Source organism: Haloglomus salinum (assembly GCF_024298825.1).
Taxonomy (GTDB): domain Archaea; phylum Halobacteriota; class Halobacteria; order Halobacteriales; family Haloarculaceae; genus Haloglomus; species Haloglomus salinum.
Map to the genome: position 1 here is coordinate 2,720,506 of NZ_CP101153.1, position 26,359 is coordinate 2,746,864.

A 26,359-nucleotide genomic window follows, 5' to 3' on the forward strand; every position below is an offset into this window, starting at 1 on the left:
GATGCGGCCCCCTCGAACACCGTGGACGTGCCGCTCGACGCCGAGTCGTTCGACGCCCGCTCGCCACACACGCTCGCCGAGAGCGACCGCCAGCACGCCTTCTGGGCCGACGCCGTCGCCGACGCCGTCGAGAACCGCGTCGAGGCGGCAATCGAGGCCGGCGAGCGCGACTCGGACGCGCCCATCGTCGTGAAGGGTGGCATCTCGCCGTCGGGCGTCCCGCACCTCGGGAACATGAACGAGGTGATGCGGGGGTACTTCGTCGCCGAGGCCCTCCGCGAGCGTGGCTACGAGGTCCGACAGGTGTTCACCACTGACGACCGTGACCCGCTCCGGAAGGTCCCCCGGAAGCTCGCGGACCTCGACGGCAACGTCGTCGGCCTTGGCGAGGTCGAGGATGCGGGCGCGCTGGGTCGCAACCTCGGCAAGCCGTACACGGCTATCCCGGACCCGTTCGGCTGCTGTGACTCCTACGGCGACCACTTCTCGGAGCTCATCCGGCGCTCGGCCGAGCAGCTGGGCGTCGACATCGACATCGTCTCGAATACGGCGCTGTACGAGTCCGGCGAGTTCGAGGACGCCACGCGGGAGGTCCTCGCCAACGCCGACCGCGCCCGGAAGGTCCTCGCGAACTACCAGAACAAGGTCGACGCCGACTACGTCCCGTTCAACCCCATCTGCGCGGAGTGCGGGACGGTGACCGAGACGGTCACGAGCATCGACCTCGACGCCGGCACCGTCGAGTATCGCTGTACGGATATGGAGGCCGGCGACAACGTCATCGAGGGCTGTGGCCACCAGGGGACCGCGACGTTCCGCGAGGGGAAGCTCCCGTGGCGCTTCGAGTGGCCCGCCCAGTGGCGCGTTCTCGGCGTCGACTTCGAGCCGTTCGGGAAGGACCACGCCGAGGGCTCGTGGCCCTCCGGCGACCACATCGCTCGCGCCGTCTTCGGCGACAAGCCGCCCGTTCCGATGGTGTACGAGTGGTTCACCCTCAACGGGGAGCCGTTCTCCTCGTCGGCGGGCAACGTCGTCCTCGCGGGCGAGGTGCTGGACCTGCTGGAACGGGCGGTCGTCCACTTCTTCTTCGCGAAGGACCCCAAGCGCGCCCGGGACTTCGACATCCACGCGCTCGACCAGCTGGTCGACGAGTTCGACCGCTTCGAGCGCGTCCACTTCGGCGAGGTCGAGGGTCCGGAGACCGAGCGGGAGCGCGCAGAGCGGGTCTATCCGTTCGTCGTCGACGAGGTGCGCCCGGAGCGGGTCCGCATCGCCTACACCTTCGCCGCCGTCCTCGGGATGACCGACGACCTCGACCTGCGCGAGACGATGGCCCGCCGGTCGGGCCACATCCCCGACGACGCCCCCGAGTGGGCCACCGAGGACGCGCTCGACCGCGTCCCACTGGCACGGAACTGGGCGGTCCGCACGGACAACGAGTACAACTACCGGCTCGCCGAGGACCTGCCCGAGGTCGATTTCGACGCGAACACCGAGGCCGCGCTCACGGAACTGGCCGAGTTCATCGAGTCCGAGGGGCCGGACGGCGAGGCGCTCCAGGAGGCCGTCTACGAGACCGCGCGCGGGAACGATGTCGAGGTGGGCGACTTCTTCACGGCTGGCTACCGGCTGTTCCTCGACGAGGACCAGGGCCCGCGGCTGGGTCCGTTCCTGGCGGCGCTGGACCGGCAGTTCGTGGTCCGGCGGTTGCGGCTGGAGGGGTAGCTGGTACTCCTGCCGGGGCCAGTCCCGTCAGCGCGTCTCGTCGCCCATCCCGGTGTAGAGTTCACCCTCCATGACTGTCCAGCCCTCGTGACTCCCGGTCACGGTCACGGTCGTCTTCTGGACGAACTGATTGAAGCCGTTGCTGAGGCCGAATCCCCACTCGTTCGTGCCGGACAGTTCGAGGGCCAGGTGAGCGACGTTGTCGGCGCTCGTGTCGTACGCGACGTAGCCGGGCGTCTCGAACGTCGTGCAGGCGGCGTTCTCGTCGTCGGGCCAGTACGGCTCGCAGGCGTCGGCGGTTGGGTTCTCGACCGGGAGGACGGCGGCGCTGGCGACGGGGTCGGTCACGTCGATGCGGTCCTCGACGGGCACGTACACCGAGAACCGGTAGTGGGTCGGCTCGGCGTACGCTTTCTTGTTGGTCATGTCCGCGGGGAGTTCGTCCTCGGGGACCTTCTCCCAGCCGAGGTGCGTGCCGTTGTCGTCGAACTCGTGGACGAGGTAGTAGAGTTCACCTTCGACGCGGTCGGCGGTCAGCGCGAGCATCGGGCCGTCCGGAGTCTCGACGAGTTCGACCTGCCAGTCGGCGGCGCCGTCCTCGGTCTCGACCGTGACGTTGGCCGCGTCGATCAGGGCCGTCCCGTTCTCGACGGGAACCGGGAGGTAGAGCGTGACGTTGGTCAGGGTCTCGTTCGTGGCGAGCGTGCCCTCGTACTGGTAGTGGCTGGTGTAGCTGCCGGCCACCCCGAAGCCACCGAGGGCGCTGAGGAGGAACAGGAAGCCACCGGCGACGACCGCTATGGCGACCACGATAGTCGCCACGGCGATGCCGATGGAGCGGAGGTTCATCTATATCACCGTGTGGTTAGACGTGCCCTCGGGGCATATACCGCAGATCCGATTCTCGGTTTCGGAGAATCTCGAGCCGGTTCCGCGTCCCACTGGACCGCGAGAGCGGGCCGGGCCGGGCGCGGAGCGGTCGTGCCGAACGCCACTCTCAGTGTGCAGATATGATGAAAATGCGCCGATTACGGGGAAAGCTAGGGAATCACGCGTAATACTCCCAGTCTTCGACGGAAATCTCGCTGCCTTCCGCGTACCCCTCCGTCTCCTCGGGCACCACGACCCAGCCGTCGGCCAGCGCCACGGACGACAGCACGCCCGAGCCCGAGGCCCGCGTCGGCGTCGCCTCTAGCCCATCCCCGCCCGACTCCTCCACCGTCACCCGCGCGAACGTCTGCACGCCCGGTTCGCTGGGGAGCTTGCGCGTCAGCGTCGCCTCCCGCGTCGGATGCTCGCGCAGCGGCATGTGGCCGGCCCACTTGATGGCGGGCCGGAGGAACTGGACGGCGTTGACGATACACGCCACCGGATAGCCGGGGAGCATCAGCACCGGCGTGTCCCGGACGACGCCGAAGCCGAACGGGTGCCCGGGTTTCAGCGCGACGCCGTGAACGAGCACCTCGCCGAGCCGGTCCACGACCTCCGGAATCAGGTCCCGCTCGCCGACCGACGAGCCGCCCGTCGTGACGATGAGGTCCTTCGTCAGGTCGCGCTCGACGGCCGCACGCAGGGCCTCGGGGTCGTCGGTGACGGTGTTGCGGTAGGTCGCGGCGCCACCCCAGCGCTCGACGTAGCGCGAGACGGTGAGGCCGTTCGTCTCGACCACCTCGCCGGGCCCGGGGTCGCGCTCGACCACCTCCTCGCCGGTCGGAATCACACCGACCGTGGGACGGTCGTGGACCTGCACGCGTCGGACGCCGCACGATTTGAGCAGTCCCATGTCGGAGGGCCGAACCTGATGGCCGGGCTCGTAGAGGCGCTGGCCGGCCTCGACATCCTCGCCGGGTGGCGCGACGTTCTCGCCCTCCGCGACGGCGTCGAACACCTCCACCTCGCCGGCGAAGCGGTCGACGTGCTCGACCATCACCACGGCGTCGGCGCCTTCCGGAAGTGCGCTCCCGGTGTGGACGCGGGTGGCCTCGCCCGGCCTGACGCTCGCCTCCGCGGGGTCCGTGTCCTCGTCCTCACCGACCTCGCGGAGGACCTCCGGCGCGCGGTCGCTGGCGCCGAACGTGTCCGCGGCACGGACCGCGAACCCGTCCATCGCGGCGCGGTGGTAGTCCGGCACCGCGTGCCGGGCGTCGACCGGCTCGGCCAGCGCCCGGCCTTCGGCGGCCGAGAGCGGCACCGTGTCCGTCCGGTCGACGGGTGTCACGGCCTCGCGGAGCCGTTCCCGGGCGGCCGCGACGCGGGTAACCTCCTTGAACCCGTGTTCGTGCAGGTCGCTCATGGTGGAGTCGAGGGGCGGGTGGCGCAAAAACGGGCGGGTCGTGGCGGGGGTCGGCCCCGCTGGACCGGGGCGGCCGCTCGTGCCCGCTGGGAGATAGAAGATACTTGTCCGCGCGGGCGAGAGCGGGGGACGTGACAGGCGGCGGGCCCGAGGGCCGACTCGCACGCATCCGGGCTACCGGTGCGTCCGCCCTCGCTCGCCGCGTCGCTGTCGACCGCCGGGCGCTGGCGGCGCTCCGTATTTCGCTCGGCCTCCTGCTTCTCGCGGACCTGCTGCTCCGTTCGCGGGCGCTCGTCGCCCACTACACCGACAGCGGGGTCATGCCCCGCACGGCGCTCCGGGAGGTCTACGGCCCGCTCGCCGATATCTCGCTCCACGCGCTCTCGGGCGGTGTCGTACTCCAGGTCGCGTTGTTCGCCCTCGCCGGACTCGCGGCGCTCGCGCTCGCGGCCGGCTACCGGACCCGCCTCGCGGCCGTCGTCTCGTGGCTCCTGCTCGTCTCCCTGCACGCGCGTAACCCGATGCTCCTGAACGCGGGCGACTCGCTCCTCCGGCGGCTGCTGTTCTGGGGGCTGTTCCTCCCGCTGGGGAGCGTCCGGTCGCTCGACGCGCTCGCGCGGGACGAGGAGCGCGAATCCTCTGTCGGTAGTACGGTCGTGAGCGTCGCCACCGCCGCGCTGCTGGTACAGGTCGTCCTCGTCTACGCGGTCAACGCCGCCATCAAGGTCCGCGGGGAGGCGTGGGTCTCGGGCACCGCTGCCCGGTACGTCTTCGGTATCGACCATCTGACGGTGCTGCTGGGGGATGTCCTCGCCGGCCACCCGGCGGTGCTGACGCCGCTCGCGCACCTGTGGCTCGCGTTGCTCGTCGCATCGCCGCTGTTACTCCTCCTCACGGGCTGGCCCCGCGCGCTCCTCGCCGGTGCGTTCGCTGCCGGCCACCTCGGGATGGCGCTCACCCTCCGGCTGGGGCCGTTCCCGTTCGTCTCAATGGCAGCGCTCCTCCCGTTCCTCCCGCCGCGCGTGTGGGACGTGGCCGAGCGCCGGCTGGCGGGTCTCGTCGCCCCCGACGCTCGCACGCGTGCCCGACGGGTGGCACGGCGACTCGCCCCGTGGCTCCCCCGCGGCCCGACGCTCCCGAACGAGGTCCGGGCTCCGGGCCGCCGGGTCGTCACGGTCGTCGTGGCGGTCCTCCTCGTGACGGTGCTGGTCTGGAACGCCGTCTCGGTCGACCTCGCGCCCGCGCCACCCGAGGTGGAGGCCGCCAGCGAGGAGTACCGCTGGGACATGTTCGCGCCGGAGCCCCGACGGGTCGGTGGGTGGTACGTCGCCCCGGCGACGACGGTGGCGGGCGACCGCGTCGACGCGTGGAACGGCGGCTCCGTCTCCTGGGCCCCCCCGGCGGACGCCACGACGACGTTCCCGACCCATCGGTGGCTGGTCTACCTGCTCGACCTCCAGCGCCCCGGTGGCGTGCCCCTGCGGGACGAGTTCGGGGCGTACCTCTGTGACCGCTGGGCGACCCGCCACGACTCCCGGTTGCAGAACGTCTCCGTGGTGTACGTCGAGCGACCCGTCCGGTTCGAGGGCCCGTCGGAGACCCGCCGGGCCGACCTCGGGACGTACGGATGTTCGGGCGGCTGACCGACGGTCAACGTGCCGCCGGCTGGCGGTCGTGAGCGTAGCGCGGCGCCAGCCACAAGCCGTATATCCCGGCACGACGACGGGCCACGTGTGTCGCAGGCACTGACCGACGCGCTGGCCTGGATATCCATCGCCGCGTTCGTCGTGGCGGCCCTTGCGGAGTTGCGTGACCGCCGAACGGCGAGTCTCGCCGCCGCGGGCGCGTGGACGCTGTTCGCCGTCTTCTGGCTGGCGCTCATCCCGCAGTTCCTGCTCGTCGAGAAGAGTGCCATCGAGGGCGTCCTCAGTGCGCTCGCCGTGCCGGCCTCGCTGTCGGCCGCGTACCTCCTCTACCGGGGTCGCGCGTCGCTGCTCGTCCTCACGCGTGGTGTCGCGGTGATGGGCCTCATCTACCTGCCCGCCACGACGATTCCGTGGCTCTACGGCCTCCTCATCGAGACGACCACGGCCCAGACGGACGCGCTCATCCGGTTCGCGGGCTACGACCCGACCGTCGCCACCAACGAGGCAGGCCTCCGGAACACCTTCGTCTTCACCACGGGCGGCCACCAGTACGAGACGTTCATCATCCTCGCCTGCACGGGGCTGGGGAGCATGGCCATCTTCGCCGGCCTCATCGCCGCCGTCCGTGCGCCGCTGCGCCGGAAACTGGCCGCGTTCGCCGTGAGCGTCCCGGTCATCTGGGTCCTCAACCTCGTCCGGAACGCGTTCATCGCGGTCGCGTTCGGGAAGCAGTGGTTCCAGGTCGCGGTCCCGCAGGTGTCGATGCTGTTCGGCATCCCGCCCGAGGAGTCGGGGCTGGTCTCGTTCTACCTCGCGGACAAGGTCATCTCGCAGTCCGCGTCGGTCGTCGCGCTCGTCCTCATCACCTACCCGGTCGTGCGGGCGCTGCCCGAACTCGCCGGCGTGCTGGACGACGCGCTGTACGTCGTCACGTATCGGGAGTTCCACATCGCCGAGGCACTCGGGCTGGAAGCATCGGATGCCGGGGCAGCCGAGACGACCGCGACCGACGCGAGTCACGCGGCCGGTTCGGATTCCGTCGGCCACTCGGACGACGACTGATGGCCGCATGGCGCCGGCCCGCTTCCGTTGTGGCGTCTTGTACCCCCCGAGTACACCCGGGCAAGAGCTATAGGCCGAATCTCCCAACGGTGGAGCGATGAGTGGACCGGCCGAGGCGCTCCTGTCGGGGCTCGCCGCGCTGGGGGCGCTGTCCGACCCGCTGGCGTGGTTCGTCGTGGCGGCGTTCGTCGGCGGGAGCCTCCTCGAGCTACGGGCCCGCGAGCCCGCGCGCTACGTTCTCACCGGTGCGTGGCTCCTGTTCGGTCTGTTCTGGCTCACGCTTGTCCATCACTTCGCCTTCGAGCAGAAGTCGCTCATCGAGGGGGTCGGGAGTCTCGCCGCCGTCCCACTCTCGGCTTACGTCGGCTATCTGCTCTTCCGGGGTCGTGACTCCCTGTTCGTCCTCTCCCGGGCCGTCGCGGGGATGGGCGCCGTCTTCATGCCGTTCGAGGCGCTCGCCGTCCTGCGGCGCCCCCTTATCGAGACGGTCACGTCCCAGACGGAGTTCCTGATGGCCCTGCTCGGGCAGGACCCGACGGTCCTGACGTGGTCCGGGGCGACCGAGCGCATCGCCGCCCAGTACGACTGGTCGGCCGCCCGTGCCCGGGCCTTCAGCGACGCCCGGGGCTACTACGACTATCGGAACACGTTCTTCTGGCTCCACGAGGGCCAGTACCCCATCACCTACACCATCCGTCTCGCCTGCACGGGGCTGGGAAGCATGGCTATCTTCGCGGGGCTCATCACCGCTGTGCGCGCGCCGCTCCGCCGGAAGGCCCGGGCGTTCGCCGTGAGCGTCCCCGTCATCTGGGTGCTCAACCTCGCCCGGAACGTCTTCATCGGCCTCGCGTTCGGCCAGCAGCGGATGCAGTGGTTCGTCCCGCAGGTGATGGACCTGTTCGGCACCACGGACCCCCGGATGGTGTCGTACTTCCTCGCGGACCGCGTGCTCGCACAGTCGCTGTCGGTGGTGGCGCTCGTGGTCGTCACCTACCTCGTCGTCCGCGAACTGCCGGAGGTGTTGACCGTCGTGGAGGACGTGCTGTTCGTGCTGACCGGCAGCGAGTACGACCTCGGCGCGGCGCTGGACGTGCCCGGCGCCGAGGAGGCCGACCCCGACCCGGCCGCGGTGCGGGCCGACGGCGGCGAGTGAGGCCGACCGCCCTACGCCAGTCGTTCGTCGGCCAGGTCGGCGGGTGCGTCGGCCAGTTCGACCAGCGCGTCGCGCTCGATGTAGTGCAGCTCGCCAGGGAGCACGAGCAGGTGGAGCGGGTCGCCGAAGTCGCGTTCGGCCAGCGCCGCGAGTCGGTCCGCAGTGACGACGGGGTCGGGACTCCCGGCACGCGCGACCACGACGCCCAGTTCGTCGCCGCGGCCGGCGTCGGTCAGCAACCCGGCGGCGGTGCTCGCGGCCATGTACTCGTCGGTCTCTGCGAGTTCGTGGTCGACCTTGATATCGAGGAAGCAGAGCGTGTGGAGCCCGCGCTCCCGGTTGGCGCCGACGGTATCGAGGACGGAGTCGGGGACGCTCGCGGACTCCGTCCGCTCGCCGGAGGCGTCTTTCGACGCCCGGCCACCGTGCGCGTACGGGAACGGGAGCGTCGTCGCCTTGCCGAAGCGGTAGTTCTGGAGGCCCGTCAGCGAGGCGGCCGCGGCCGCGGCCGTGGTCCCGTGGACGACGCGCGTCTCGATGCCGCGCTCGTGGGCGCGCAGGCGCAGGTCGACGTGCGTGGTCGCGATCATCGTGTCGCCCGCGGTGCAGAAGACGACATCACCCGACGCGGCGGCGTCGAGAATCGGGTCGGGCTCCTGCTCGACGCCCTCACGGGACCGGACCTCGACCGTGATGTCGTGGTGGGATTCGATGTCGTCGAGGGTCGCCCCTGCCAGCTTGCTGGTGTAGAACTCGGCGAAGACCTGGTCCGCCGTGCGGAGGGCGTCACGCCCCTCGACGGTGACCGAGCGCTCGTCCCAGAGGCCGAGGCCGACGAAGGTGAGCATACACGCCCTCTCGGCGGTGTCCGAGCGTAAGCCTGGCGGAGCATGGGTGGCCGGGAGCAGACGGCGGCCGGAAGGTGGGTGAAGCCGCTGTTTGTGTCTGCCGGAGACGTATGCGTCGGGGGGACCAGGGAGTCGTATGAACCGCAGAACGTACCTCGGCGCGCTTGCCGCCAGTGGGGCCGGGATGCTCGCCGGCTGTTCGGCACTCGGAGGAGCACAACCGGACCGGACCAGCGGGGAGCGTCGGCTCCAGTACGACGAGAACTCCGTCGGCTCGAACGCCCGCAACCCCGCGACCGTCGAGGCGTACCTCGACTCGATGGCCAGCACGTACGGTTCGATGGGCGTCTACGGCGAGGCAGGGGCCGACCCGGAGGGCGACCTTCCTATCGGTGGCCTCTGGACGCAGCCGCTGGAACACGGGAGCGGGGTCGTCTCGAACCACGCGCTCGTTCTCCATCGGCTCCCGACGGCTCCGGACGGGACCCCGGCGGCCGCGCTCTGGCTCTGGAGCGCCATCGACCCGAGCGCCGCCGAGGATGCGACGGTCGAACGCATCGAGACCCACGTCGACCTCCCCGGGGACGGGGCCGAGATGGGCATCTACGACCCCGGCGGCGACCGGCGGAGCGGCCAGGTCGACGCCTACACCGTCGGGACCGCTCGGAAGGACGTCGAGGGACTCTCCGCCTCGATGCCGCTGCCGGCCGGTCGGGTCGAACACGACCCGGACCGGACACAGGTGGGGGACGCCGGCGGCTACGCGCCGCTCTGGCGTGGGAGCCACGACGGCGCCGTCGGGCTTCTGGCGACCTGCGAGGTCAGGTGGCCCCCCTCGACGGACCAGCACCTGACGTGGTCGATGGCGGCCGAGACGACGGGGACCTGACGACGGCCCGGTTGGTCACGTTCCGGGTCCGGAGACGAGTGCGGGCGGGGCTGCACCCTCGCGGTCGTCGAGGAACGCACGTTCGGCGTCGCTCAGCCCGTCTCGCCCCCGGAACCGGTCCAGCCCCTCGCGGTAACGCTCCCCGTCGGCGTCGGCGGGCCGGTCGGCGGGTCGCGCGAGGACCAGCTCCGCGAGGCCGCTCGCCTCGCCGGTCCACGCGAACCCGGCCTTGTACAGCGCCTCGTAGGAGAACGCGTTGTTGACGCCGATAGCGACCCGGTCGAATCCCTCCTCGGCCGCGCGCGCCGCGACGAACGCCGAGAGCCGGGCGCCCAGGCCGCCGCCGCGGGCGTCCTGCCGGACCGTCAGGTAGCGGAGCTTCAGCGTGTCCGGGTCGGTGCGGTCCGCGTCGAACGCCGCGGCGGCGCGGACCGCCTCGGAGTCGCCCGGGTCGCCACGTTCGGGCGCGTAGGCGACGGCCTTTCCCGTCGAGGACATCACGAACTTCCCGGCGTAGGCGAACCGCCGGTAGTCGAGCCGCAGCGTGGGGCCCTCGTCGGGCCACCCCAGGACCGTCAGCTCGACTGCCGGTTCGTCCATGGTATGGCTCGCCCCCGGAAGGTGAAAACGGCAGCGCCCGGCCCCGGCTGTGGGGCGTCGATTATCGTGGTGAGCGCCGTATATTTCGAGTATTTTTGTCCTATCTCTGTAATCCATCCGAAAAGGGGGTAACGGGCTCCCGGGACGCTCGCCGGGAGCGAGGCGCACAAGTCGTCGGGTGCCAAAGCAGGTGGTATGAGCACCGCCACCGCTCTCTCGTCCCGGTTCGACCGCTCGGCCACGACCGTCGGCCTCGCGCTGGTCGACCTGGTCCTCATCATGGCGTTCTTCGTCCTCGGGGAGATCCAGCACGGGGGCGTCGCAGCCATCCCGAGTGCGCCGGTCGCCGCCGCGCCGTTCCTGCTCGGCTGGGTCGTCTCGACGGTCGTGCTGGGGCTGTACGGGCCGCCGTGGCGCGCGTCGCTGCAGGACGCCGCTGTCCGCACCGCCGGCGCGTGGACCGGCGCCGTCGCTATCGGCCAGCTCCTGCGGGACACCTCGTTCCTCCCGGGCAACGCCGACCCCGCGTTCATCCTCGTCTCGCTGGTCGTCGGGATGGTCCTGCTGGTGCCGTGGCGGCTTGTCGCCTTCCAGCTCGACCTGGCCGGAGTGGAACGGCAGGCTTAGGCCGTCCCATCGACGAGCAGTGGCCGTGACCGACGACCGCGACCGCCGGACGGAGCCCACGCCCTGCGTCCGCGTCCCCCGCGAGGAGGGCGAGGCGACCCGTGCGGCCCTCGCCGAGCGCGATATCATCGACGGCGACCACGAGATTACGGTCGCCGACGGAGCCCTCTTCATCCCCGTCACTGACCCGATGGCCGTCCCCGACGAGTTCGACGTGGTCTCCCACGAATCGCCCGTCCGCGAGGGGCAGACCCTCCCCGAGGACATCCTCGGTTGGGCGCCCACCTACGAGCGCCTCGGGGAGGTCGTCATCCTCGACGAGGACGACCCCGAGCGCGCGCAGGCCGCGGCCGACGCCGTGATGGAGTCCTCGCTCCCCGCTGAGACGGTCGTCAACCGCGCCTCGAAGGTGAAAGGCGAGACGCGCGTCCGAGACTGGGACGTCCTCGCCGGCGACGGCACCGAGGCCGTCCACCGCGAGTACGGCTGCGAGTTCCTCGTCGACATCGCGGAGGTGTACTTCTCGCCGCGGCTCGCGACCGAGCGCCACCGCGTCGTCCAGCAGGTCGATGCCGCCGACCACGTGTTCGACATGTTCGCCGGCGTCGGCCCGTTCGTGATTCCGGCGGCGAAACGCGGGGCACGTTGCGTCGGCGTCGACCTCAATCCGGACGCGATTCGCTACCTCCGCGAGAACGCCCGCCGTAACGGCGTCGAAGAGCGCGTCACCGCCCACGAGGGTGACGTTCGAGACGTAGTCGGCTGCGAGGGCTACGACGGCTGGGCCTCGCGCGTCGTGATGAACCTGCCTCACTCTGCCGACGCGTTCCTCGACACTGCAGTCCGGCTCGCCAGCGACGAGTGTGTCCTCCACTACTACGACATCCAGCACGAGGACGACCCGTTCGGTCCGGGGGAGAGCGCGATTCGCGATGCGGCCAGCGACGAGTACGACGTGACCGTCGAGACGCGCCACGAGGTCCGGTCGTACGCCCCCCACGAACTGAACGTCTGTCTGGATGTGCGGCTCTCGCGCTGACCCCGATACCGTCGCACGGCTTCGGAATCCTTATACTCCGCACCCGGTTTCCATCGTGTAGCGCCGGTGTAGCTCAGACTGGCAGAGCGATTCCTTCGTAAGGAATAGGCCGGGGGTTCAAATCCCTCCACCGGCTTTCTGCTGCGAACGAACGTGAGCAGCGAAAGCCGTCGAGGGATTCGAACCAGAGAGTGAAGCGTCGCGGAACGACCGAGGTTCACAGTCCCCTCCACCGGCTCTCGCGTACCTGCGGCGCGCGAGGAATACGAACAGACCGTCGAGGGCGTTTGCATTGTTCTTCCGGTCGGCGGAATTCGCCGGTGGTGACCTCTCAGGCCTCCATTGTCGATGCGGTGGCGTCCTCGTCGAGGAAGCCGTGGTCGGCCAGCACGTCGTCGATGACGGTGAAGAAGTCGTGTTCGGGGTCGAGCGTGTTCGCGACGCCGTCGGTGATCGCCATCACGCGCAGTACGAGTACGAGGTCGGGTGGGAGCGTGAACGGCAGCTCGTAGAACGCCTCCTCGAGCTCGTCGACGAGGGACTCGAACTCCCGGGCGTCGAACTCGCCGGCGTGCAGGCGCTGGACGAACCGTTCGACGACCTCGCCGAGGGCGTCGTCGCCGGTCTCGGCGGCAGCCGGGTCGAGCGTCCCCAGTTCGATGAGTGACTCGAGGATGGCGTCGACAGCTCCTCGGTTGATGGCCACGAAGAAGTCGACGATGCCGGACCGCAGTTCGGGGTCGAGGACGCCGGCCATCCCGAAATCGTAGAGGACGATGGTGCCGTCGGGCTGGACCGCGACGTTCCCGGGGTGCGGGTCGGCGTGGAAGATGCCGTCGACGAGCGTCATCTGCAGGTAGAGCTCCCGTAGCGTGTTCGCGAGGTCGGCGCGGTCGATGGCCATCGAATCGAGCGCCTCGTGTTCCGAGACCTTCGTCCCGTCGACGTACTCCATCGTCAGCACGCGCTCGGTGGTGTGTGAGTCGACGGCCGCGGGAATCTTGACCCGGTCGTCGTTCCCGAAGCGCTCCCGGATGCGCTCCATGATATCGGCCTCGCGTTCGTAGTCCAGTTCCTCACGGAGCGTATCGGCGAACTGGTCGACGATGGTCTCGAGGGTGAACGCCCGGCCGTCGTCGAGGAACGCGGTGGCGACCGGTACGGCGGACTCGACCAGGCGCAGGTCCCGCTGGACACGCTTCTCGATGTCCGGGCGCCGAACCTTCACCGCGACCGTCTCGCCGTCGAGTTCGGCGCGGTACACCTGTCCGAGACTCGCGCCCGCCAGCGGCTCCCGCTCGAAGTCGTCGAACACCTCGTCGACGGGGCCGAGTTCCGCCTCGATGACGCCCTCGACGCGGTCCCAGGGTGCCGGCGGCACCTGGTCCTGCAGCTCCTCGAGGGCGCCGACATACTCCTCCGGGACGAGGTCGGGCCGCACCGACAGCGTCTGCCCCAGCTTCACGAACGCCGGGCCGAGGTCGGTGAACGCGTCCCGGAGCTGTTCACCGCGGCGCGCCCGCTGTTCGCTCGATGTCTCCCGCCGCTGGTCCCGGGCGAGCCCCGTCACGACCGGGGCGGTCGTCAGTGCGATGTCGGTCGCACGCGGCCACTCGGTGAGGAGCAACGGGTCCTCGACGAACATGTCGATGCTCCGCTTCGAGGCCTCGTACCCCTGTAGCGTCGTCTCCATCCCCGTCACACCGAGAGCGAGTCCCCGCGAGGTGACCGCCAGCCCCGACTCGAAGGCGGAGAGCCCCCCTTTGACCGCGTACTGCAGTGGCATCGCTGGTTCTGGAGAGGTGTAGGGTCGCCACACGGCTCAATCTTCGGCAGGTCATCTAAGGGAGTATAAAGACCTGTCCGCCGTCGGGGGCGCTCGGGTCGACCGGTCCAGAGTCGTCCTCGTTGATACCACATGCCGCACCGAGACGGAGCGCTCCCAGGGCGGGACATCGACCACTCGTGCCCCACCTGCCGTCGCCAGCCGTACCGAGGTCCCCCTGAACAGCAGAACCAAATGGGTCGCCTCGGAATATCGGGTAGACTGCTCAGATGGAGATTCCGGACCAACTACGATGTCTGTTCTCGGCGCAGGTGACTGAAGCGGACGGGACGTATCGGCTCGAGATTCCCGACCAGGAGGTACAGCTCGGCGAGCTCTCGGAGGGTGAAACGTATCGCGTGGCCCTTCTCGACGCCGCCTCCGACACGGGGGATGGGCGAGCGACGACCGAGCCAGCCCGTGAGGGCGACCACCCCGAACCGCCAGTCGAGGAGGGCGAAACGCTGACTGTCGATATCGAAGACATCGGTGACCAGGGGGACGGCATCACCAGGGTCGAACGCGGGTTCGTTGTCATCGTTCCCGACACCGAACAGGGCGAGCGTGTCAGAATCGAGATCACGGATGTCCAGCAGACCGTGGCGTTTGCCGATGTCGTCGAGCGACTGAGCTACTACGAATAGGGCGCGAGCGCCGCTGTTCCTGCCATCGCGTGGCGGTCATCGAGTGCCGACCGATTCGTCCTCACCAGTCAGCACGCTCGGTGACCGTGGCCCGATGCGAGAAGCCCTAAGTAGTCGGGGAGTCACCCCACAGACGGAATCCTGATCCAGTGCGCTACCAGGGTGTTACAGCCCGGGCCGCTCTGGCAGGTAGGATGGCGTAACCCAGTCATCCGCCCACCATTCATCCGGCTTTCATATCTCGACCGTCTCGACCTCCCGGTTCAGCCCTCGAACCACTCCGTACAGCGTCTCCGGTGTCTCCACCAGTACGCCCTCACCCCGGGAGCGGGATTCGTTCCGACGGATGATGTTTCCACAGACGACGTTCCCGTCGCGGACCGGTTCGGTCTGCATCGAGTGGCCGACGACCTGTGGCGGGGCCGACGAGTCGAGGTGCCTGAAGTCCAGCCAGCAACAGCCGGCACCGGGACTACGGGCGCCCGATTCGCCGAGGCCGAACAGCCGGTCGTACTCCGCCTCGACGCGGTCCTGCACCGCCGGCTCGTCGTCGGTCCCCAGGGCCGACCGGAGCTCGCTCGCTGCGGCTCGAAGCTCGTCGTTGAGCGTCGCGGCGTCGAACGGCTCGTTGCTACCCGCGTGGGAGTAGGTGTACGCGTAGCCCTCGAACGCGGCGGTTACGTCGCCGTCGCCGATGCGGTCGAGGAACGCCCGGCGGGCGTCCCGGTCCAGGTCCGTCGAGAACGCGCTCGGCCACCGGACCTGCTCGGGAAGGAGGATGGCCTGCTCGTGGTTGCCGAGGTGGTAGCGCACCCGCCCGGGTGGTGCCTCCTCGACGAGCCGCCACACGAGGTCCAGACACGCCTCGTTCTCGGGGCCGCGGTCGACGAGGTCGCCGTTGACGACGAGCACGTGGTCGTTGCCGGCCCAGTGGAGTCGTCCCTCGTCGTCCGCGGTGACGACGGGGTCGAACCGGTCGCTCTCGCCGACGGCGAGCAGGGCACTGCGTGCCTCGTCGAGGTAGCCGTGAACGTCGCTGATGTGGACGATACGTGGCGTTCCGTCGAACGCGTCGACGCTGTGGATACGCGCTTGTCTCACGTTCTGCCTCCGGTCGGGAATGGTGCCGCCGGCCTGAACAGTCCTCCGCTGCCCCGGCGACGCCGACCGGGCTATCGCCAGCGGTTAGCCGGTCGGCCGCGTGGGCCCGGACATGGCAGCCAACTCGCTCGCGCCCGATGCCCCGGATGTCACGTCGTTCGACGCATCGGTCACAGCGTACGACGAGTCCGAGCGGCCCACGGTCGTCCTCTCGGAGACGTACTTCTACCCGGAGGGTGGCGGTCAGCCGGCCGACCGTGGCACCATCGCGGACGTGGCCGTGACCGACGTGCAGTCCGTCGACGGGCGGGTGGTCCACCGGCTGGCCGAACCACTCCCCGCCGGCGAGGGCGACTCCGTCGCCTGTACCGTCGATTCCGCGTTCCGCACCTACTGCCGGCGGGCGCACACGGCGAGTCACGTACTGTACGGGGCGGGCAGACGGCTGTTCGAGGACCTCGGCTACGGCGGCTTCGGTATCACCGCCCCCGACGTGGACGGGGAGACGGCCAGTGGCGGCAAGGTCCGCGTCGACTTCCGAACGCCGACCGATATCGACGACGACGCCCTCGTCGAGCTGGAGCGACTGACGAACCGCGCCGTCTGGGACTCACGAGAGGTCTCCTGGGAGCGCGTCCCCGCCGACGAGGCGCTCGACCGCGAGGACGTGGCGTTCAACACGAAGACCGAGGAGGGCATCACGGGCGACACCGTGCGCCTCGTCACGGTCGACGGCTGGGACATCGCCGCGTGTGGCGGTACGCACGTCGCGAACACCCGCGATATCGGGCCGGTGACGGTGCTGGAACGCTCGAACCCGGGCGAGGGGCTCACCCGGGTCGAGTTCGCCGTCGGGCCGCGGGCAATCGACCGCCGGGCCGACGACCACCGGGCGGCGCTCCGCGCGGCACGAGCGCTCGGCAGTGCCGTCTCGGACCTCCCCGAGGCCGTGGCCCGGCTGCAGGACGGGCGGGCCGACCTCGAATCCGAGCTGTCGGCCCTGCGCGAACGGTACGTCGACGCGCGGGTGGCCGCGCTCCGGGAGGACGTGGTCGAGCGCGACGGCCGGCGCTGGCTCGTCGGCACCGTCGAGGGTGTCGACGCGAACGCGCTGGCCGACCGGGCGGGCACACTGGCCGGCGACGCCGCGGCCGTCGTCGCGCTCGTCGCCGACGACGCCTCGCTGGCGGTCGCCACGGACGGTGCCGTCGACGCCGGGGATGTCGTCGACGACGTGACCGACCGGTTCGGCGGCGGTGGCGGCGGCTCGCCGACGGTCGCGCAGGCCGGCGGGCTGGACGCGGACCCAGAGGCGGTCGTTGGATTCCTCCGCGGGGAGTGAGCCGTTGGACGGAGGCATGGGCTCGCCAGTCGGACGCGGTGTATTCTGGCCCAAAGGCTGAAATTTGCGGCAATCTGCGTCTGTTCGCGAGGTATTCTTATGCTTATCGGGGTTGTATGTGAACGTGTAGACGGTTCGGCCCCACTGACGGTCGGCCGTCACAGAGCGACCGATGTCACCACTCTCCCCATCGACCGGTGCCGCCCTCGTCCCCCTGCAGGCGAGCCAGGCGGCCGTGTTCGACCGTATCGCCGGCGACCCAGTCCTGAGCGCGTCGCTCTGGGTGAACGTCGCCCTCGCGGGGCTGTCCATCCTGCTGTTCGTGGCGATGGGCCGCGAGCTGGAGACCGACCGCGCCCGCGCCATCTTCGTCGCGACCCTGCTGGTCCCGCTGGTCTCCATCGCCAGCTACCTCGGCATGGTCTCCGGGCTCACCGTCGGCCTCCTCGAGATGCCGGCGGGCCACCCGCTCGCCGGAGCGGAGGTGCTCTCGTTCTGGGGGCGCTACCTGACGTGGACCCTGTCGACGCCGATGATACTCGTCGCTCTGGGCCTGCTCGCGAACACCGACCGCACGAAGCTGTTCACCGTCGTGACGATGGATATCGGGATGTGCGTAACGGGGCTGGCGGCCGCCCTCATCACGTCGTCGTACCTCCTGCGCTGGGCGTTCTTCCTGCTGAGCTGTGCGTTCTTCGTCGTGGTGCTGTACGTGCTACTGGCGGAGTGGCCCGCCGACGCGCGGGCCGCCGGCACGAGCGAGATCTTCGGAACCCTCCGGAACCTGACGGTCGTCCTCTGGCTGGGCTACCCGGTGCTCTGGGCCCTCGGCGTCGAGGGTATCGCCCTGCTGGACGTGGCCGTCACCTCGTGGGGCTACTCCCTGCTGGACGTGCTCGCGAAGTACGTCTTCGCGTTCCTGCTGCTCCGGTGGGTCGCCGCCAACGAGGGGGTCGTGGCGGACGCGGGCGAACCGTTCGGCAGTGGTGCCGCACCCGCGGACGACTGACTCCCCGGAACCGTCCACCCACGCTTATCTTCCGGCCCGGTGTCGATGCAGCCAGTGGCCGTCTCGCTCTCCCTGCTCGGCACGCTCGTTCTCGGGGCCGTGGCGCTGGGCGTCCTCGTCCGGGCGGCGGGCGTGGTCGTCGACCGGGCGACCCGGCTCGCGACCTCCTTCGACGTGGACGAGGAACTGGTCGCGATGACGGTCGTTGCACTCGGGACGAGTCTCCCGGAGATCGCGACCGGCGTCATCGCCAGCGCCGGCATCCTCGCGGGGACGCTGGACCCCGTGGTCGCCTCGGCGACGGTGCTGGGCAGCAACACCGGGAGTTCGACCGTCCAGCAACTGCTCCTGTTCGGCATCTTCCTCGTCGGCTACGGCCGGCTCGACCTGACCACATCGTTCGTCCGCGCCCGATACCTCCCGATGCTCGGTTCGCTGGCGCTGTTGCTCGTGCTGTCAGCCGATGGCCACCTCTCCCGACTCGAGGGACTCGTGCTCGTCGGCGCGTACGGGGCCTACTTCGCCTACAGCTACACCCGACGACAGCGGACACGGGGGCTTCCCGAGGCCAGGAGTGCCACACCGGGCCGCGATGCCGCGGTCGGGGCCGCCGCCCTCGTCGCCGTGCTAGTGGCCTCGTTCGTCGTCCTCGACACGGTCGACGTGGTCGTCCAGCGCCTCGCACTCGGCGGGTCGATGCTCGGGGTCGTCACAATCGGCGTCGCGGCGGCACTCCCCGAGTTGAGTGTGGTCCGGGAGGCCATCCGTCGGCGTACCCCGACGCTGGCACTCGGGACGCTCGTCGGGAGCAACGTCGTCAACTCGCTCGTCGGCCTCGGCCTCGGCGCGACCATCTCGACCTACCAGGTTCCGCAGTCCGTGATACTCTGGGACCTGCCGTTCAAACTCCTCGTCGGCGTCGGGCTGCTGGTGCAGGTCCGCCAGCGGTCGGGCGGGCTCGGGCGCGGCGAGGGGACCACGCTACTGGTGCTGTATCTGGTCTTCATCGCCGGTCGGCTGCTGCTGTTCGCCGGGCAGTGACCGTGCCCGAGCAGTGACCTGCCCCGGGATTCTTGATGGCCCGTCGCCCACGGCAGTACCATGACCGACGACCCGACGGCCAACGACGCTGCGGCGTTCTCGGACCTCATCGGGCTGGAGTTCACCGATATCGAGGAGGGGTACAGCCGCGGGGAACTGGACGTGACCGACCGCCTCCGAAACCCCCACGGTGTCCTCCACGGGGCGGTCGCGTACGCCATGGCCGATACGGGGATGGGTGCTGCACTCTACCCGGGACTCGGTGCCGACGAACTCTGCGCGACCATCGAGGTCAAGATCAGCTATCTGGAGCCGGTCTCCGAGGGAACGCTCGTCTGCGAGACGACGGTCACGAAGCGTGGCCGGACGGTTGCGTACCTCGAATCCGACGTGACGGTGGACGGGGAGTCAATCGCCAGAGCGACCGGCTCGTACTCCATCTTCGAGTCCTGACCCGCGGCCGGCAGCGAGGTCCCGGCCGAGGCAGGTATGCGCCGTGTGTCCCGGACACACCTCGAGAATCCGGAGTAGACACCTTCTTGAATCAGGACGAGAACCCTCAGATATGAGCGCCACGGTAGCCTACGCACTCATCGGCATCACCGTCCTGGCCATCTTCGCGGTCGGGGCGGCAGGCTGGTGGATGACCGAGAAGACGCTCGGGGAGGACGAGGAGGACGACCACGAGCCGCCGACGGGCGGCAGCGCGGTCTGACTCGCTGACCGGGCCCGCGCTGCCGGCGCCCGTCGCCGCGGCGGACCGGGCCGCACAAGTGGCCCCTGTTCCTCGCTCCGATAGTGACCGCTGTCGACGAGCGGCCCGGCTACGGCAGGCGGATGCTGGCCATCCTCCTGCTCGGGTGGGCCGTCCTGCAGGGTGGCCGGTTCATCCTGAGCCCGCTGTTGCCGGCCATCATCGACGACCTCTCGCTGACCTCCGCCACTGCCGGTCTCGCCCTGACGGTGTTCCAGGCGGTGTACGCCGTCACCCAGTACCCGAGCGGTCGGCTCTCCGACGAGTGGTCGCGCGCGACGCTCATCCTCCCCGGCCTTGGCGTCCTTGCGGTGGCCTTCCTCGCCATCGGCGCGGCGCCGAACTACCTCGCGTTCGTCGCGGGAGCGGTGCTACTCGGGGTCGGGAAGGGTATCTACGTCACCCCGTCGCGCGCGTTGCTGTCGGACCTGTTCGTCGAGCGGCGAGGCCGCGCACTCGGCATCTACACCGCCGGGACCGACCTCGGCGGCCTGGTCGCGGCGGGCGTCGCGGCGCTCGTCCTCGCGACGACGCTCCCGGCCGTGGGGCTCCCGGCCGACCTTCACGCCGCGCTGGAGGCGGCCGGCTGGCGGACCCCCTTCCTCCCCATCGCGGGCCTGCTGGCGCTCGCCACGCTGCTGTACGTGTGGTGGAATCGTGAGCCGTACCGGACGGGGCCGGCGTCGCTGGAACTCCGCGCGACGGTCCGGCGACTGGCGACCACACGCGAGCAGCGCGAGGTCCTGGCCGCGTACGCACTGTTCTACTTCATGGTCGGCGGCTGGATCAACTTCCTGCCGACCTACCTCAACGTCGCGAAGGGGATCCCCGAAGCGGTCGCGTCGGCCGGATTCGCGCTCGTGTTCCTCACCGGAATCGGGACGAAGCCGGCAGCCGGGTGGCTCTCGGACCGGTTCCCGCGCCGTGCCGTCTCCGTCGCGGGGCTACTGCTGGCGACCGCGGCGCTGGCAGGCGTGGTCCTTGCCTCGTCGGTAGCGGCGCTCGCGGCCTGCGTGGTCGTGCTGGCGCTGGGTTACAAGACCCAGTTCCCCATCGTCGACGCTATCCTGCTGGAGGCGGCGCCCGACGAGAACATGGGTGGGGACCTCGGGGCGGCCCGGGCGCTGTTCCTCGGCGTCGGCAGTCTCGGGCCCGCGTACGTCGGCATCGCCGCCTCCCTGGCGGGCTACGAGGTCGCGTTCGCGGGACTCGCGGTCTGCCTCCTCGTCGCCGCCGGCATCATCGGTCGCCAGCACCGGCGCCGCCGGGCCGCGACGGCCGCCCCTGCCGGCGACTGAATAACCGTCGGATGGTACGAGATGGTTCTGTATGGTCGGGTTAATCAAATCGCCGTCTATGTTCTGCAATGGTCTCATGGTGCTGTGGGCAGAGTGTAGAGTGAACGCCTGGGAATCACTCGGTGGGGACACGGGTGGACTCCGGGTGGATGATACGACAGCCAACATGAAACTGACACGCACATCTGCCGTCCTCGTGACGGCACTGGTGGTGGCCCTCGCAGCAGTGGCCCTCCCTGCGGCCGGTAGTCTCGTAACGCCGGGCGACGCGCCCGAACCGGATACGAAGAACCGCGAGCCCACTTCCGGGGCGGACTTCCAGGTCCGGCCCGACGACCCCACTCCCGATACCACGACGGCCTACACGATGCTCTCTCGCGGGAAGGGCCCCTGGGACGGGAGCGAGGGGCTCCAGCAGATCGACTACTACAAGATCACGACCCAGGAGACGCGGTTCAAGGACTGCGCCCCGAGCGACGCGCAGGCGTTCGGTATCGACCGTGACAACGACGCCGAGGGGACGAAGACCGACACCGGGCTCCTCCGGCATATGGAGCAGTACTCCGTCAGCGGCCGCATCATCGCGGTGGACATCTACGACGATGGTGACCTGGGTGGGTCCCCGACCTACCTCAACGACACCGACGAGACGGTGGCGAAGCTCGCCAACTGCGTCGTCACGCCCTCCGACCCCGGCTGGTACCAGTTCAAGGGCTACGTGAACGGCACCAACTACCAGGGCAACTTCCAGGAGGTCCTGCTGTACTCGAAGTACTTCTACATCTGTGACTGCTCCTCCGAGGCTGAAGCAGAGGAGCAGCTCGGGCCGAAGCCGTACAGCGAGAGCGACTCGACCGGCGGCGGTTCGTCGGGTGGGACCTCCGAGACGACTGCGACACCCACCGCGACGGCGACCCCGGAGCGTGGCGGCTCGTCGGGTGGTTCGTCGGAGACGACCGCGACGGCCACGGCGACCGCGACACCGACCACGACGGCTACGGCGACCGCGACACCGACCACGACGGCTACGGCGACCACGACGCCCGCTCGGAGTGGCGGGGGGTCGTCGGGCGGCTCGTCTGCTTCGACCGCGACGGCCACCGCAGCCAGTGGTGGCGCGAACACCGCGACGGCTACGGCCGCACAGAGCGGCGGGGGCGGTGGTGCCTCCGGGCAGCAGGCCGGCGGTGGCGCCCGGAGCGGAAGCCAGGAGCGCGTGACACCGACAGCCGGGAGCGGTCCCGGGTTCGGCGCGGTCGCGGCGCTGGGCGGGCTGCTCGCACTCGGTCTGTTCGCGCGCCGGCGGGACTGAGTCACTCCCCGCCGCGCTGGTGGTACTCCTCGAGGATCGACGACAACATCGTCGACTCGGCCTTCCGAAGGTGTTCGTCGACGGTGGAGGGTGCGAGCCCGAGTTCGTCGGCCAGCTCCGTCTGCGTGATGCCTCGCGGGATGCGGTAGTAGCCACGGTCGACGGCGGTCTCGAAGATCTCGCGCTGGCGGTCGGTCAGGAGCGAGCGGGCGTCCTTGCGGCCGGGCGTGTACCGCCCGACCTCCTCGACGGTCACACGCACGTCGTCGGGAACGGCGGCGAGCGCGTTCCGGAGGGTGGCGTGCTGGCCGACGATGCGGACCCTGAGACTTCCGTCGCCGCGGAACCGGATGGGAGTCTCGACGATGAGCGCGTGGTCGTACGGCAGCCCCAGCAGCGTCCCGTCGGGGTCGTTCGAGGCGAGGTGGGCGTAGCAGTAGAACCGGCCCTCGTCGTCGGGGTCGGTCACGTCGTAGTCCAGCAGCCCCTCGCCCTGGATGGCTGCGACTGCAGCCTCGGGGTCGCCTTTCAGCCGGTAGAGGAGCGCGCCCGTGCCGTCGCTGTACGCGTCGACGTGATGGAGGAGTTCCCGCGTGACCTCCGGTTCCGAGGCCAGCCGACCGTCTACCGGATGGATACCCTGCTCGCCCGGAGTCAGTACGAGGTCGAAGTAGCGCATCTCACCACCAGTGGCCGACGGGTTCTCGGGGTCGGTACACCGTGTGGACTCGCGCGGGGTGGTTAACGGTTCCGACGCCGAGACCTCCCGCGCCGGTCGGGTACCGGCGTTCGTCCCCCGCCGACCCCGACTGTTTATGCGGTCTCCACTCCCTTTCCGGGTATGGAGAAGGTCGCCATCGACGATGTCGAGACCCAGAACAGCCCGCTCGGCGTTCACAGCCTCCGGAAGCCGGTCTCCTCGGCGCTCGGGACCGAGCATTTCGCGATGAACTACTTCGAACTCCAGCCCGAGGAGTCGTTTTCCGGCGGGCTCCACACCCACCACGACCAGGAGGAGGTCTTCTACGTGATGGAGGGGAGCGTCGAGTTCGAGGTCCTGGCGTCGCAACGCGACGCCGAACGGTCGAGCGGGGAGCGGAGCGACCCGCGAGACATCTCGGAGCGCGAGACGGTGCTGGTCGAGGCGGGTGAACTCATCCGGTTCGCGCCCGGTGAGTACCAGACCGGCTGGAACCACGGTGACGAGACGGTCTCGGGCTGGGCGCTCGGCGCGCCCGGCGCACAGCACGACTGGGACGAACTGGAGTCGGTCGTCGACTGCCGTGAGTGCGGTGAGGAGACGCCCCACGCGACGACTATCAACGAGGAGGGCCGCTTTGCCTTCACCTGCAACGAGTGCGGGACCTCGTTCTCGATGTAGGGCGGGTGGGGTTGTTGCTGTGAGTGGACTTGCTTCGAGGCTCTCGCGTTCCCTCACGGTGACGGCAACCACGGCGACGACCGACACCTAGACGAAGCCCTCGCGTTCTCGACCTTCCGTCAGAGCAAGCTCTGACGGCTTCTCGCTCGCTTCGCTCGCGAGAACTCCGGGACTCGCTGCGCTCCTCGGTCGCTCACTGCGTTCGCTCCCTGCGGTGCTTGCTTCGTCCGGGATGGGTCGAGAGCGCTCGCCCTTCGAGTCCGCCAGGGACATGGATTGTGTCACGGGGGCGGCGGCCCTGCCCTTCCCCGGGTCGCGCGGCACTCGCGGGCAAGCCGCTCGGCACGTGCTCCCGGCCGGAGAGCGGTGGATCGGCTGGCCGGTTCCGGAATCAGGAAGCGCGCTCGCGCCACTGCCGTGGAGGCCGCGAGCGCGAGTGAGCGTGCCGGAACACGCGCGGTGCGAGCGCGGGGAGGTGTGGGGACACTAGCGCTCCGGTGGAACCACCACGCGCAGACGCTCGGCCCAACCAGCAACAGGGCGGGACTGAAAGGGGCCGCCCGCTCGACCCAGCCCGGAGGAAGCAAGCACCGCAGCGCGAACGGAGCGAGCGCGAGGAGCGCAGCGACTCCCGGCCGGTCGAGCGGGCGGGGGCTTTCAACAGGTTATGGTGGCGGTCTCCATCGCAGCGAGAGCGGGCGGGGGCTTTCAACTCCGTCGTCGCCGTGGCTCTGTGAGAAGAGCATCCGGAGAGTCCGGCAACGTCTCAATCAGAGATAAAAAGCCGAATAATTCAGAAATATTCTGTATAGATATAAAATATCTGCAAAAAGGTCATGATTCAGAGTTGTTCTCCAAAGTGGGTTCGGAAGTTCCCTACGCCCGCTTCTGAATCTCCTCGCGCAGCACGTCGCTCACGACCTCGCCGTCGGCCTTCCCGCGCAGCGCGCCCATCGCCTCGCCCATCAGGGCGGAGAAGGCGCCCATTCCCTGCTCCTCGATCTGTCCGGTGTTGCGCTCGACGACCTCGACGACGGCCTCCCGAACCTCCTCCTCGTCCACGCCCGACAGCCCGGCCTCCTCGACCGCTGCCTCGGCCGAGAGGTCGGGCTGTTCGGCCAGCACCGTCAGCACCTCGCCGATGCCCTCCTTGGCGAGGTCACCGGCCTCGACCAGCGCGAGCACGCCCAGCAGGTGGTCGTCGGTGAGGTTCTCGACGGGGGCGTCGCGCCGGCGGATCTCCGTGACTGTCGACTCCAGCGTGGTCGCCGCGGTCGTCGGGTCGATGCCGCGGTCGACGGCCTCCTCGAAGGCCGGCATCCGGCGGCCGTAGGCCACCTGCTCGGCCAGTCCCGCACCGAGGCCGTACTCCTCCTGGTAGCGCTCGACCTTCTCGGTGAGGAGTTCGGGCGGCTCCACCTCGCTCGGGTCGGGTTCGACGGGCGGCACGTCCGTCTCGGGGTACATCCGCGCGGCGCCCGGCAGGGGCCGGAGGTAGCGCGAGGTGCCGTCCTCGTTGGCGTCGCGGGTCTCCTCCGGGACGTCCTCCAGTGCGGTCTCGGCGCGGTCGGCGACGGCCTCGATGGACTGCTCGGCCACGTCGCGGTCGGCCGCGACGATGGCGACCGCGTCCTCGTCGCCGGCGCCCACGGCATCGCGCAGGTCGGCGACCTCGGCCTCGGTGACGCCGTACGCCGGCAACTCGTCGGTGTGGAAGATGCCACCGGCACCGTGGCGCTTCGCGTGGTCGGAGAGCTCGGTCCCGAGGCGGCGGTCGGGCTGTATCTCCGCGCCGACGATGCCGTCGAAGCCGTACAGCGGCACCGCCATCACGGCCGATGCGCCGGCGATGACGCCCGAATCGGTGTCGGCGAAGGTGTCGGTCACGTCCTGGGTCTCGCCGACGCTGGCGTCGCGCTCGCGGAGGTCGTCGCGGAGCTCCAGCAGCCGGACCTGCCGGTGAGCTTCGAGGCGAACGATGTCGTCGATGTCGTCGAGCGACTGGACGCCCTTCAGCTCGATACGTGCGCCGTCGGCGATGGAGACGTTCACGTCCTGGCGGATGGTGCCGAGGCCGCGCTTGACCTTCCCCGTCGAGCGCAGGAGCATCCCGATGCGCTCGGCGGCCTCGCGAGCCTGCTCCGGCGAGCGGATGTCGGGCCCGGTGCCGATTTCGACGAGCGGGATGCCCAGCCGGTCGAGGCCGAAGCGGACGCCCGTGTCCGTCTCCTCGACGCGCTGGGCGGATTCCTCCTCCAGCAACATGTCGGTGATACCGACGGGACCCTCGCTCGTCGATATCTCGCCGTCGGTCGCGACCAGCGAGGAGCGCTGGAAGCCCGTCGTGTTCGAGCCGTCGACGACGATTTTCCGCATCACCTGCACCGCGTCGACGACGTCCATGTCGAGCAGTGCGGCGATCTCGAGGGTGACCTCCAGTGCCTCCTCGTCCAGCCGGGCGGGGGGCTCGTCGTCCTCCTCGACGAGGCAGGTCGAATCGAACGCGAGGTACTCGAACTCGCGGTCGACCTTCGACTCCTCGAGCGCGGCGTCGTCGATCTCTCCCAGCTCCGAGCGCGTCGGGTGGAGATAGCGGGTGAACCGGCGTGTCGACTCCTCCGGCTCGCGCCGCGCCGTCGGGCACGAGCAGAACAGCTTCGTCGCGGTGTCGAGTTGCTGGTGGATCTCCAGCCCCGCGACGAGCCCGAGGTCGGCGTAGTCGTAGTCGCGGTCGTGGTCCATGGCGCGGAGTGTGTCGGGCGGGACCAAA

24 protein-coding genes and 1 tRNA gene are annotated in these 26,359 nt (G+C 69.8%); 17 read left to right on the forward strand and 8 right to left on the reverse strand.

Going from position 1 to position 26,359, the window contains the following annotated elements; translation table 11 throughout:
• Positions 1-27: 27 nt before the first annotated feature.
• Entirely contained in the window at positions 28-1,725 is a 1,698-nt protein-coding gene (gene lysS / locus NL115_RS13050) for a lysine--tRNA ligase (protein ID WP_254833091.1), read from the forward strand.
• Between the two features lie 27 nt (positions 1,726-1,752).
• Here the strand turns inward: lysS and NL115_RS13055 are convergent, their stop codons facing one another.
• Positions 1,753-2,574, reverse strand: coding sequence for a hypothetical protein (locus NL115_RS13055; RefSeq protein WP_254829795.1), 822 nt, complete (start codon positions 2,572-2,574; stop codon positions 1,753-1,755).
• 199 nt (positions 2,575-2,773) lie between these two features.
• The gene (locus tag NL115_RS13060) at positions 2,774-4,018 is read right to left on the reverse strand and encodes a molybdopterin molybdotransferase MoeA (protein ID WP_254829796.1); all 1,245 of its coding nucleotides are present in this window, start codon (positions 4,016-4,018) and stop codon (positions 2,774-2,776) included.
• A gap of 131 nt (positions 4,019-4,149) precedes the next feature.
• On the opposite strand from NL115_RS13060, the gene NL115_RS13065 reads away from it, so the two are divergent.
• The 3 genes from NL115_RS13065 to artA (NL115_RS13075) all read left to right on the forward strand — a co-directional run bounded on the left by NL115_RS13065 (position 4,150) and on the right by artA (NL115_RS13075) (position 7,879).
• Positions 4,150-5,661: an HTTM domain-containing protein gene (locus NL115_RS13065; protein ID WP_254829797.1), complete on the forward strand. Its 1,512-nt coding sequence runs from the start codon at positions 4,150-4,152 to the stop codon at positions 5,659-5,661.
• 90 nt (positions 5,662-5,751) lie between these two features.
• Positions 5,752-6,726, forward strand: coding sequence for an archaeosortase A (gene artA, locus NL115_RS13070; protein ID WP_254829798.1), 975 nt, complete (start codon positions 5,752-5,754; stop codon positions 6,724-6,726).
• Positions 6,727-6,823: 97 nt separating this feature from the next.
• Positions 6,824-7,879, forward strand: coding sequence for an archaeosortase A (gene artA / locus NL115_RS13075; protein ID WP_254829799.1), 1,056 nt, complete (start codon positions 6,824-6,826; stop codon positions 7,877-7,879).
• Between the two features lie 11 nt (positions 7,880-7,890).
• Here artA (NL115_RS13075) and dph5 read toward each other — a convergent pair whose 3' ends face one another.
• Complete coding sequence (gene dph5 / locus NL115_RS13080) at positions 7,891-8,727, reverse strand: diphthine synthase (protein ID WP_254829800.1); 837 nt, start codon at positions 8,725-8,727, stop codon at positions 7,891-7,893.
• 136 nt (positions 8,728-8,863) lie between these two features.
• Here dph5 and NL115_RS13085 point away from each other — a divergent pair, with 136 nt between their 5' ends.
• On the forward strand, positions 8,864-9,616 hold the full coding sequence (locus tag NL115_RS13085; protein WP_254829801.1) for a hypothetical protein: 753 nt from the start codon (positions 8,864-8,866) through the stop codon (positions 9,614-9,616).
• 15 nt (positions 9,617-9,631) lie between these two features.
• Here the strand turns inward: NL115_RS13085 and NL115_RS13090 are convergent, their stop codons facing one another.
• Positions 9,632-10,216: a GNAT family N-acetyltransferase gene (locus NL115_RS13090; protein WP_254829802.1), complete on the reverse strand. Its 585-nt coding sequence runs from the start codon at positions 10,214-10,216 to the stop codon at positions 9,632-9,634.
• A 195-nt stretch (positions 10,217-10,411) separates the two neighbouring features.
• Here NL115_RS13090 and NL115_RS13095 point away from each other — a divergent pair, with 195 nt between their 5' ends.
• The 3 genes from NL115_RS13095 (at position 10,412) to NL115_RS13105 (ending at position 12,018) form a co-directional block, all read left to right on the forward strand.
• Entirely contained in the window at positions 10,412-10,843 is a 432-nt protein-coding gene (locus NL115_RS13095; RefSeq protein WP_254829803.1) for a DUF3054 domain-containing protein, read from the forward strand.
• 25 nt (positions 10,844-10,868) lie between these two features.
• Positions 10,869-11,882, forward strand: a complete 1,014-nt coding sequence (locus tag NL115_RS13100; protein WP_254829804.1) for a class I SAM-dependent methyltransferase — start codon at positions 10,869-10,871, stop codon at positions 11,880-11,882.
• Between the two features lie 62 nt (positions 11,883-11,944).
• Positions 11,945-12,018, forward strand: a tRNA-Thr gene (locus NL115_RS13105).
• A 195-nt stretch (positions 12,019-12,213) separates the two neighbouring features.
• Here the strand turns inward: NL115_RS13105 and NL115_RS13110 are convergent.
• Positions 12,214-13,668, reverse strand: a complete 1,455-nt coding sequence (locus NL115_RS13110) for an ABC1 kinase family protein (protein WP_254829805.1) — start codon at positions 13,666-13,668, stop codon at positions 12,214-12,216.
• Positions 13,669-13,937: 269 nt separating this feature from the next.
• Here NL115_RS13110 and NL115_RS13115 point away from each other — a divergent pair, with 269 nt between their 5' ends.
• Complete coding sequence (locus tag NL115_RS13115) at positions 13,938-14,351, forward strand: TRAM domain-containing protein (RefSeq protein WP_254829806.1); 414 nt, start codon at positions 13,938-13,940, stop codon at positions 14,349-14,351.
• Positions 14,352-14,585: 234 nt separating this feature from the next.
• Here NL115_RS13115 and NL115_RS13120 read toward each other — a convergent pair whose 3' ends face one another.
• Positions 14,586-15,452: a metallophosphoesterase gene (locus NL115_RS13120; protein WP_254829807.1), complete on the reverse strand. Its 867-nt coding sequence runs from the start codon at positions 15,450-15,452 to the stop codon at positions 14,586-14,588.
• A gap of 112 nt (positions 15,453-15,564) precedes the next feature.
• Between NL115_RS13120 and NL115_RS13125 the strand changes: the two genes are divergently transcribed.
• The 7 genes from NL115_RS13125 to NL115_RS13155 all read left to right on the forward strand — a co-directional run bounded on the left by NL115_RS13125 (position 15,565) and on the right by NL115_RS13155 (position 22,208).
• On the forward strand, positions 15,565-16,794 hold the full coding sequence (locus NL115_RS13125) for an alanine--tRNA ligase-related protein (RefSeq protein ID WP_254829808.1): 1,230 nt from the start codon (positions 15,565-15,567) through the stop codon (positions 16,792-16,794).
• 172 nt (positions 16,795-16,966) lie between these two features.
• Positions 16,967-17,803 (forward strand): bacteriorhodopsin, encoded by an 837-nt coding sequence (locus NL115_RS13130; RefSeq protein ID WP_254829809.1) that lies wholly within the window; start codon positions 16,967-16,969, stop codon positions 17,801-17,803.
• Positions 17,804-17,848: 45 nt separating this feature from the next.
• Positions 17,849-18,844 (forward strand): sodium:calcium antiporter, encoded by a 996-nt coding sequence (locus tag NL115_RS13135; protein ID WP_350355249.1) that lies wholly within the window; start codon positions 17,849-17,851, stop codon positions 18,842-18,844.
• 60 nt (positions 18,845-18,904) lie between these two features.
• The gene (locus tag NL115_RS13140; RefSeq protein WP_254829811.1) at positions 18,905-19,297 is read left to right on the forward strand and encodes a PaaI family thioesterase; all 393 of its coding nucleotides are present in this window, start codon (positions 18,905-18,907) and stop codon (positions 19,295-19,297) included.
• 112 nt (positions 19,298-19,409) lie between these two features.
• The gene (locus NL115_RS13145; protein ID WP_254821396.1) at positions 19,410-19,559 is read left to right on the forward strand and encodes a hypothetical protein; all 150 of its coding nucleotides are present in this window, start codon (positions 19,410-19,412) and stop codon (positions 19,557-19,559) included.
• A 122-nt stretch (positions 19,560-19,681) separates the two neighbouring features.
• Positions 19,682-20,896, forward strand: coding sequence for an MFS transporter (locus tag NL115_RS13150; RefSeq protein ID WP_350355316.1), 1,215 nt, complete (start codon positions 19,682-19,684; stop codon positions 20,894-20,896).
• A gap of 166 nt (positions 20,897-21,062) precedes the next feature.
• The gene (locus NL115_RS13155; protein WP_254829813.1) at positions 21,063-22,208 is read left to right on the forward strand and encodes a PGF-CTERM sorting domain-containing protein; all 1,146 of its coding nucleotides are present in this window, start codon (positions 21,063-21,065) and stop codon (positions 22,206-22,208) included.
• A 1-nt stretch (position 22,209) separates the two neighbouring features.
• Here NL115_RS13155 and NL115_RS13160 read toward each other — a convergent pair whose 3' ends face one another.
• Entirely contained in the window at positions 22,210-22,887 is a 678-nt protein-coding gene (locus NL115_RS13160; RefSeq protein WP_254829814.1) for a helix-turn-helix domain-containing protein, read from the reverse strand.
• Between the two features lie 162 nt (positions 22,888-23,049).
• Here NL115_RS13160 and NL115_RS13165 point away from each other — a divergent pair, with 162 nt between their 5' ends.
• A complete protein-coding gene (locus NL115_RS13165) occupies positions 23,050-23,589 on the forward strand; it encodes a cupin domain-containing protein (protein ID WP_254829815.1) in 540 nt (179 codons plus the stop codon).
• An 876-nt stretch (positions 23,590-24,465) separates the two neighbouring features.
• Here NL115_RS13165 and gatE read toward each other — a convergent pair.
• Positions 24,466-26,331 (reverse strand): Glu-tRNA(Gln) amidotransferase subunit GatE, encoded by a 1,866-nt coding sequence (gene gatE, locus NL115_RS13170; protein ID WP_254829816.1) that lies wholly within the window; start codon positions 26,329-26,331, stop codon positions 24,466-24,468.
• Positions 26,332-26,359 lie beyond the last annotated feature (28 nt).

Coding starts and splice junctions, on each gene's coding strand:
- NL115_RS13130 (WP_254829809.1), top strand. CDS start 16,967: ATGTCACCACTCTCCCCATCGACCGGTGCCGCCCTCGTCCCCCTGCAG.
- artA (WP_254829799.1), top strand. CDS start 6,824: ATGAGTGGACCGGCCGAGGCGCTCCTGTCGGGGCTCGCCGCGCTGGGG.
- NL115_RS13165 (WP_254829815.1), top strand. CDS start 23,050: ATGGAGAAGGTCGCCATCGACGATGTCGAGACCCAGAACAGCCCGCTC.
- NL115_RS13095 (WP_254829803.1), top strand. CDS start 10,412: ATGAGCACCGCCACCGCTCTCTCGTCCCGGTTCGACCGCTCGGCCACG.
- NL115_RS13150 (WP_350355316.1), top strand. CDS start 19,682: ATGCTGGCCATCCTCCTGCTCGGGTGGGCCGTCCTGCAGGGTGGCCGG.
- NL115_RS13060 (WP_254829796.1), bottom strand. CDS start 4,018: ATGAGCGACCTGCACGAACACGGGTTCAAGGAGGTTACCCGCGTCGCG.
- gatE (WP_254829816.1), bottom strand. CDS start 26,331: ATGGACCACGACCGCGACTACGACTACGCCGACCTCGGGCTCGTCGCG.
- NL115_RS13140 (WP_254829811.1), top strand. CDS start 18,905: ATGACCGACGACCCGACGGCCAACGACGCTGCGGCGTTCTCGGACCTC.
- NL115_RS13155 (WP_254829813.1), top strand. CDS start 21,063: ATGAAACTGACACGCACATCTGCCGTCCTCGTGACGGCACTGGTGGTG.
- NL115_RS13110 (WP_254829805.1), bottom strand. CDS start 13,668: ATGCCACTGCAGTACGCGGTCAAAGGGGGGCTCTCCGCCTTCGAGTCG.
- dph5 (WP_254829800.1), bottom strand. CDS start 8,727: ATGCTCACCTTCGTCGGCCTCGGCCTCTGGGACGAGCGCTCGGTCACC.
- NL115_RS13145 (WP_254821396.1), top strand. CDS start 19,410: ATGAGCGCCACGGTAGCCTACGCACTCATCGGCATCACCGTCCTGGCC.
- NL115_RS13160 (WP_254829814.1), bottom strand. CDS start 22,887: ATGCGCTACTTCGACCTCGTACTGACTCCGGGCGAGCAGGGTATCCAT.
- NL115_RS13085 (WP_254829801.1), top strand. CDS start 8,864: ATGAACCGCAGAACGTACCTCGGCGCGCTTGCCGCCAGTGGGGCCGGG.
- NL115_RS13115 (WP_254829806.1), top strand. CDS start 13,938: ATGGAGATTCCGGACCAACTACGATGTCTGTTCTCGGCGCAGGTGACT.
- NL115_RS13125 (WP_254829808.1), top strand. CDS start 15,565: ATGGCAGCCAACTCGCTCGCGCCCGATGCCCCGGATGTCACGTCGTTC.
- NL115_RS13090 (WP_254829802.1), bottom strand. CDS start 10,216: ATGGACGAACCGGCAGTCGAGCTGACGGTCCTGGGGTGGCCCGACGAG.
- NL115_RS13135 (WP_350355249.1), top strand. CDS start 17,849: ATGCAGCCAGTGGCCGTCTCGCTCTCCCTGCTCGGCACGCTCGTTCTC.
- NL115_RS13055 (WP_254829795.1), bottom strand. CDS start 2,574: ATGAACCTCCGCTCCATCGGCATCGCCGTGGCGACTATCGTGGTCGCC.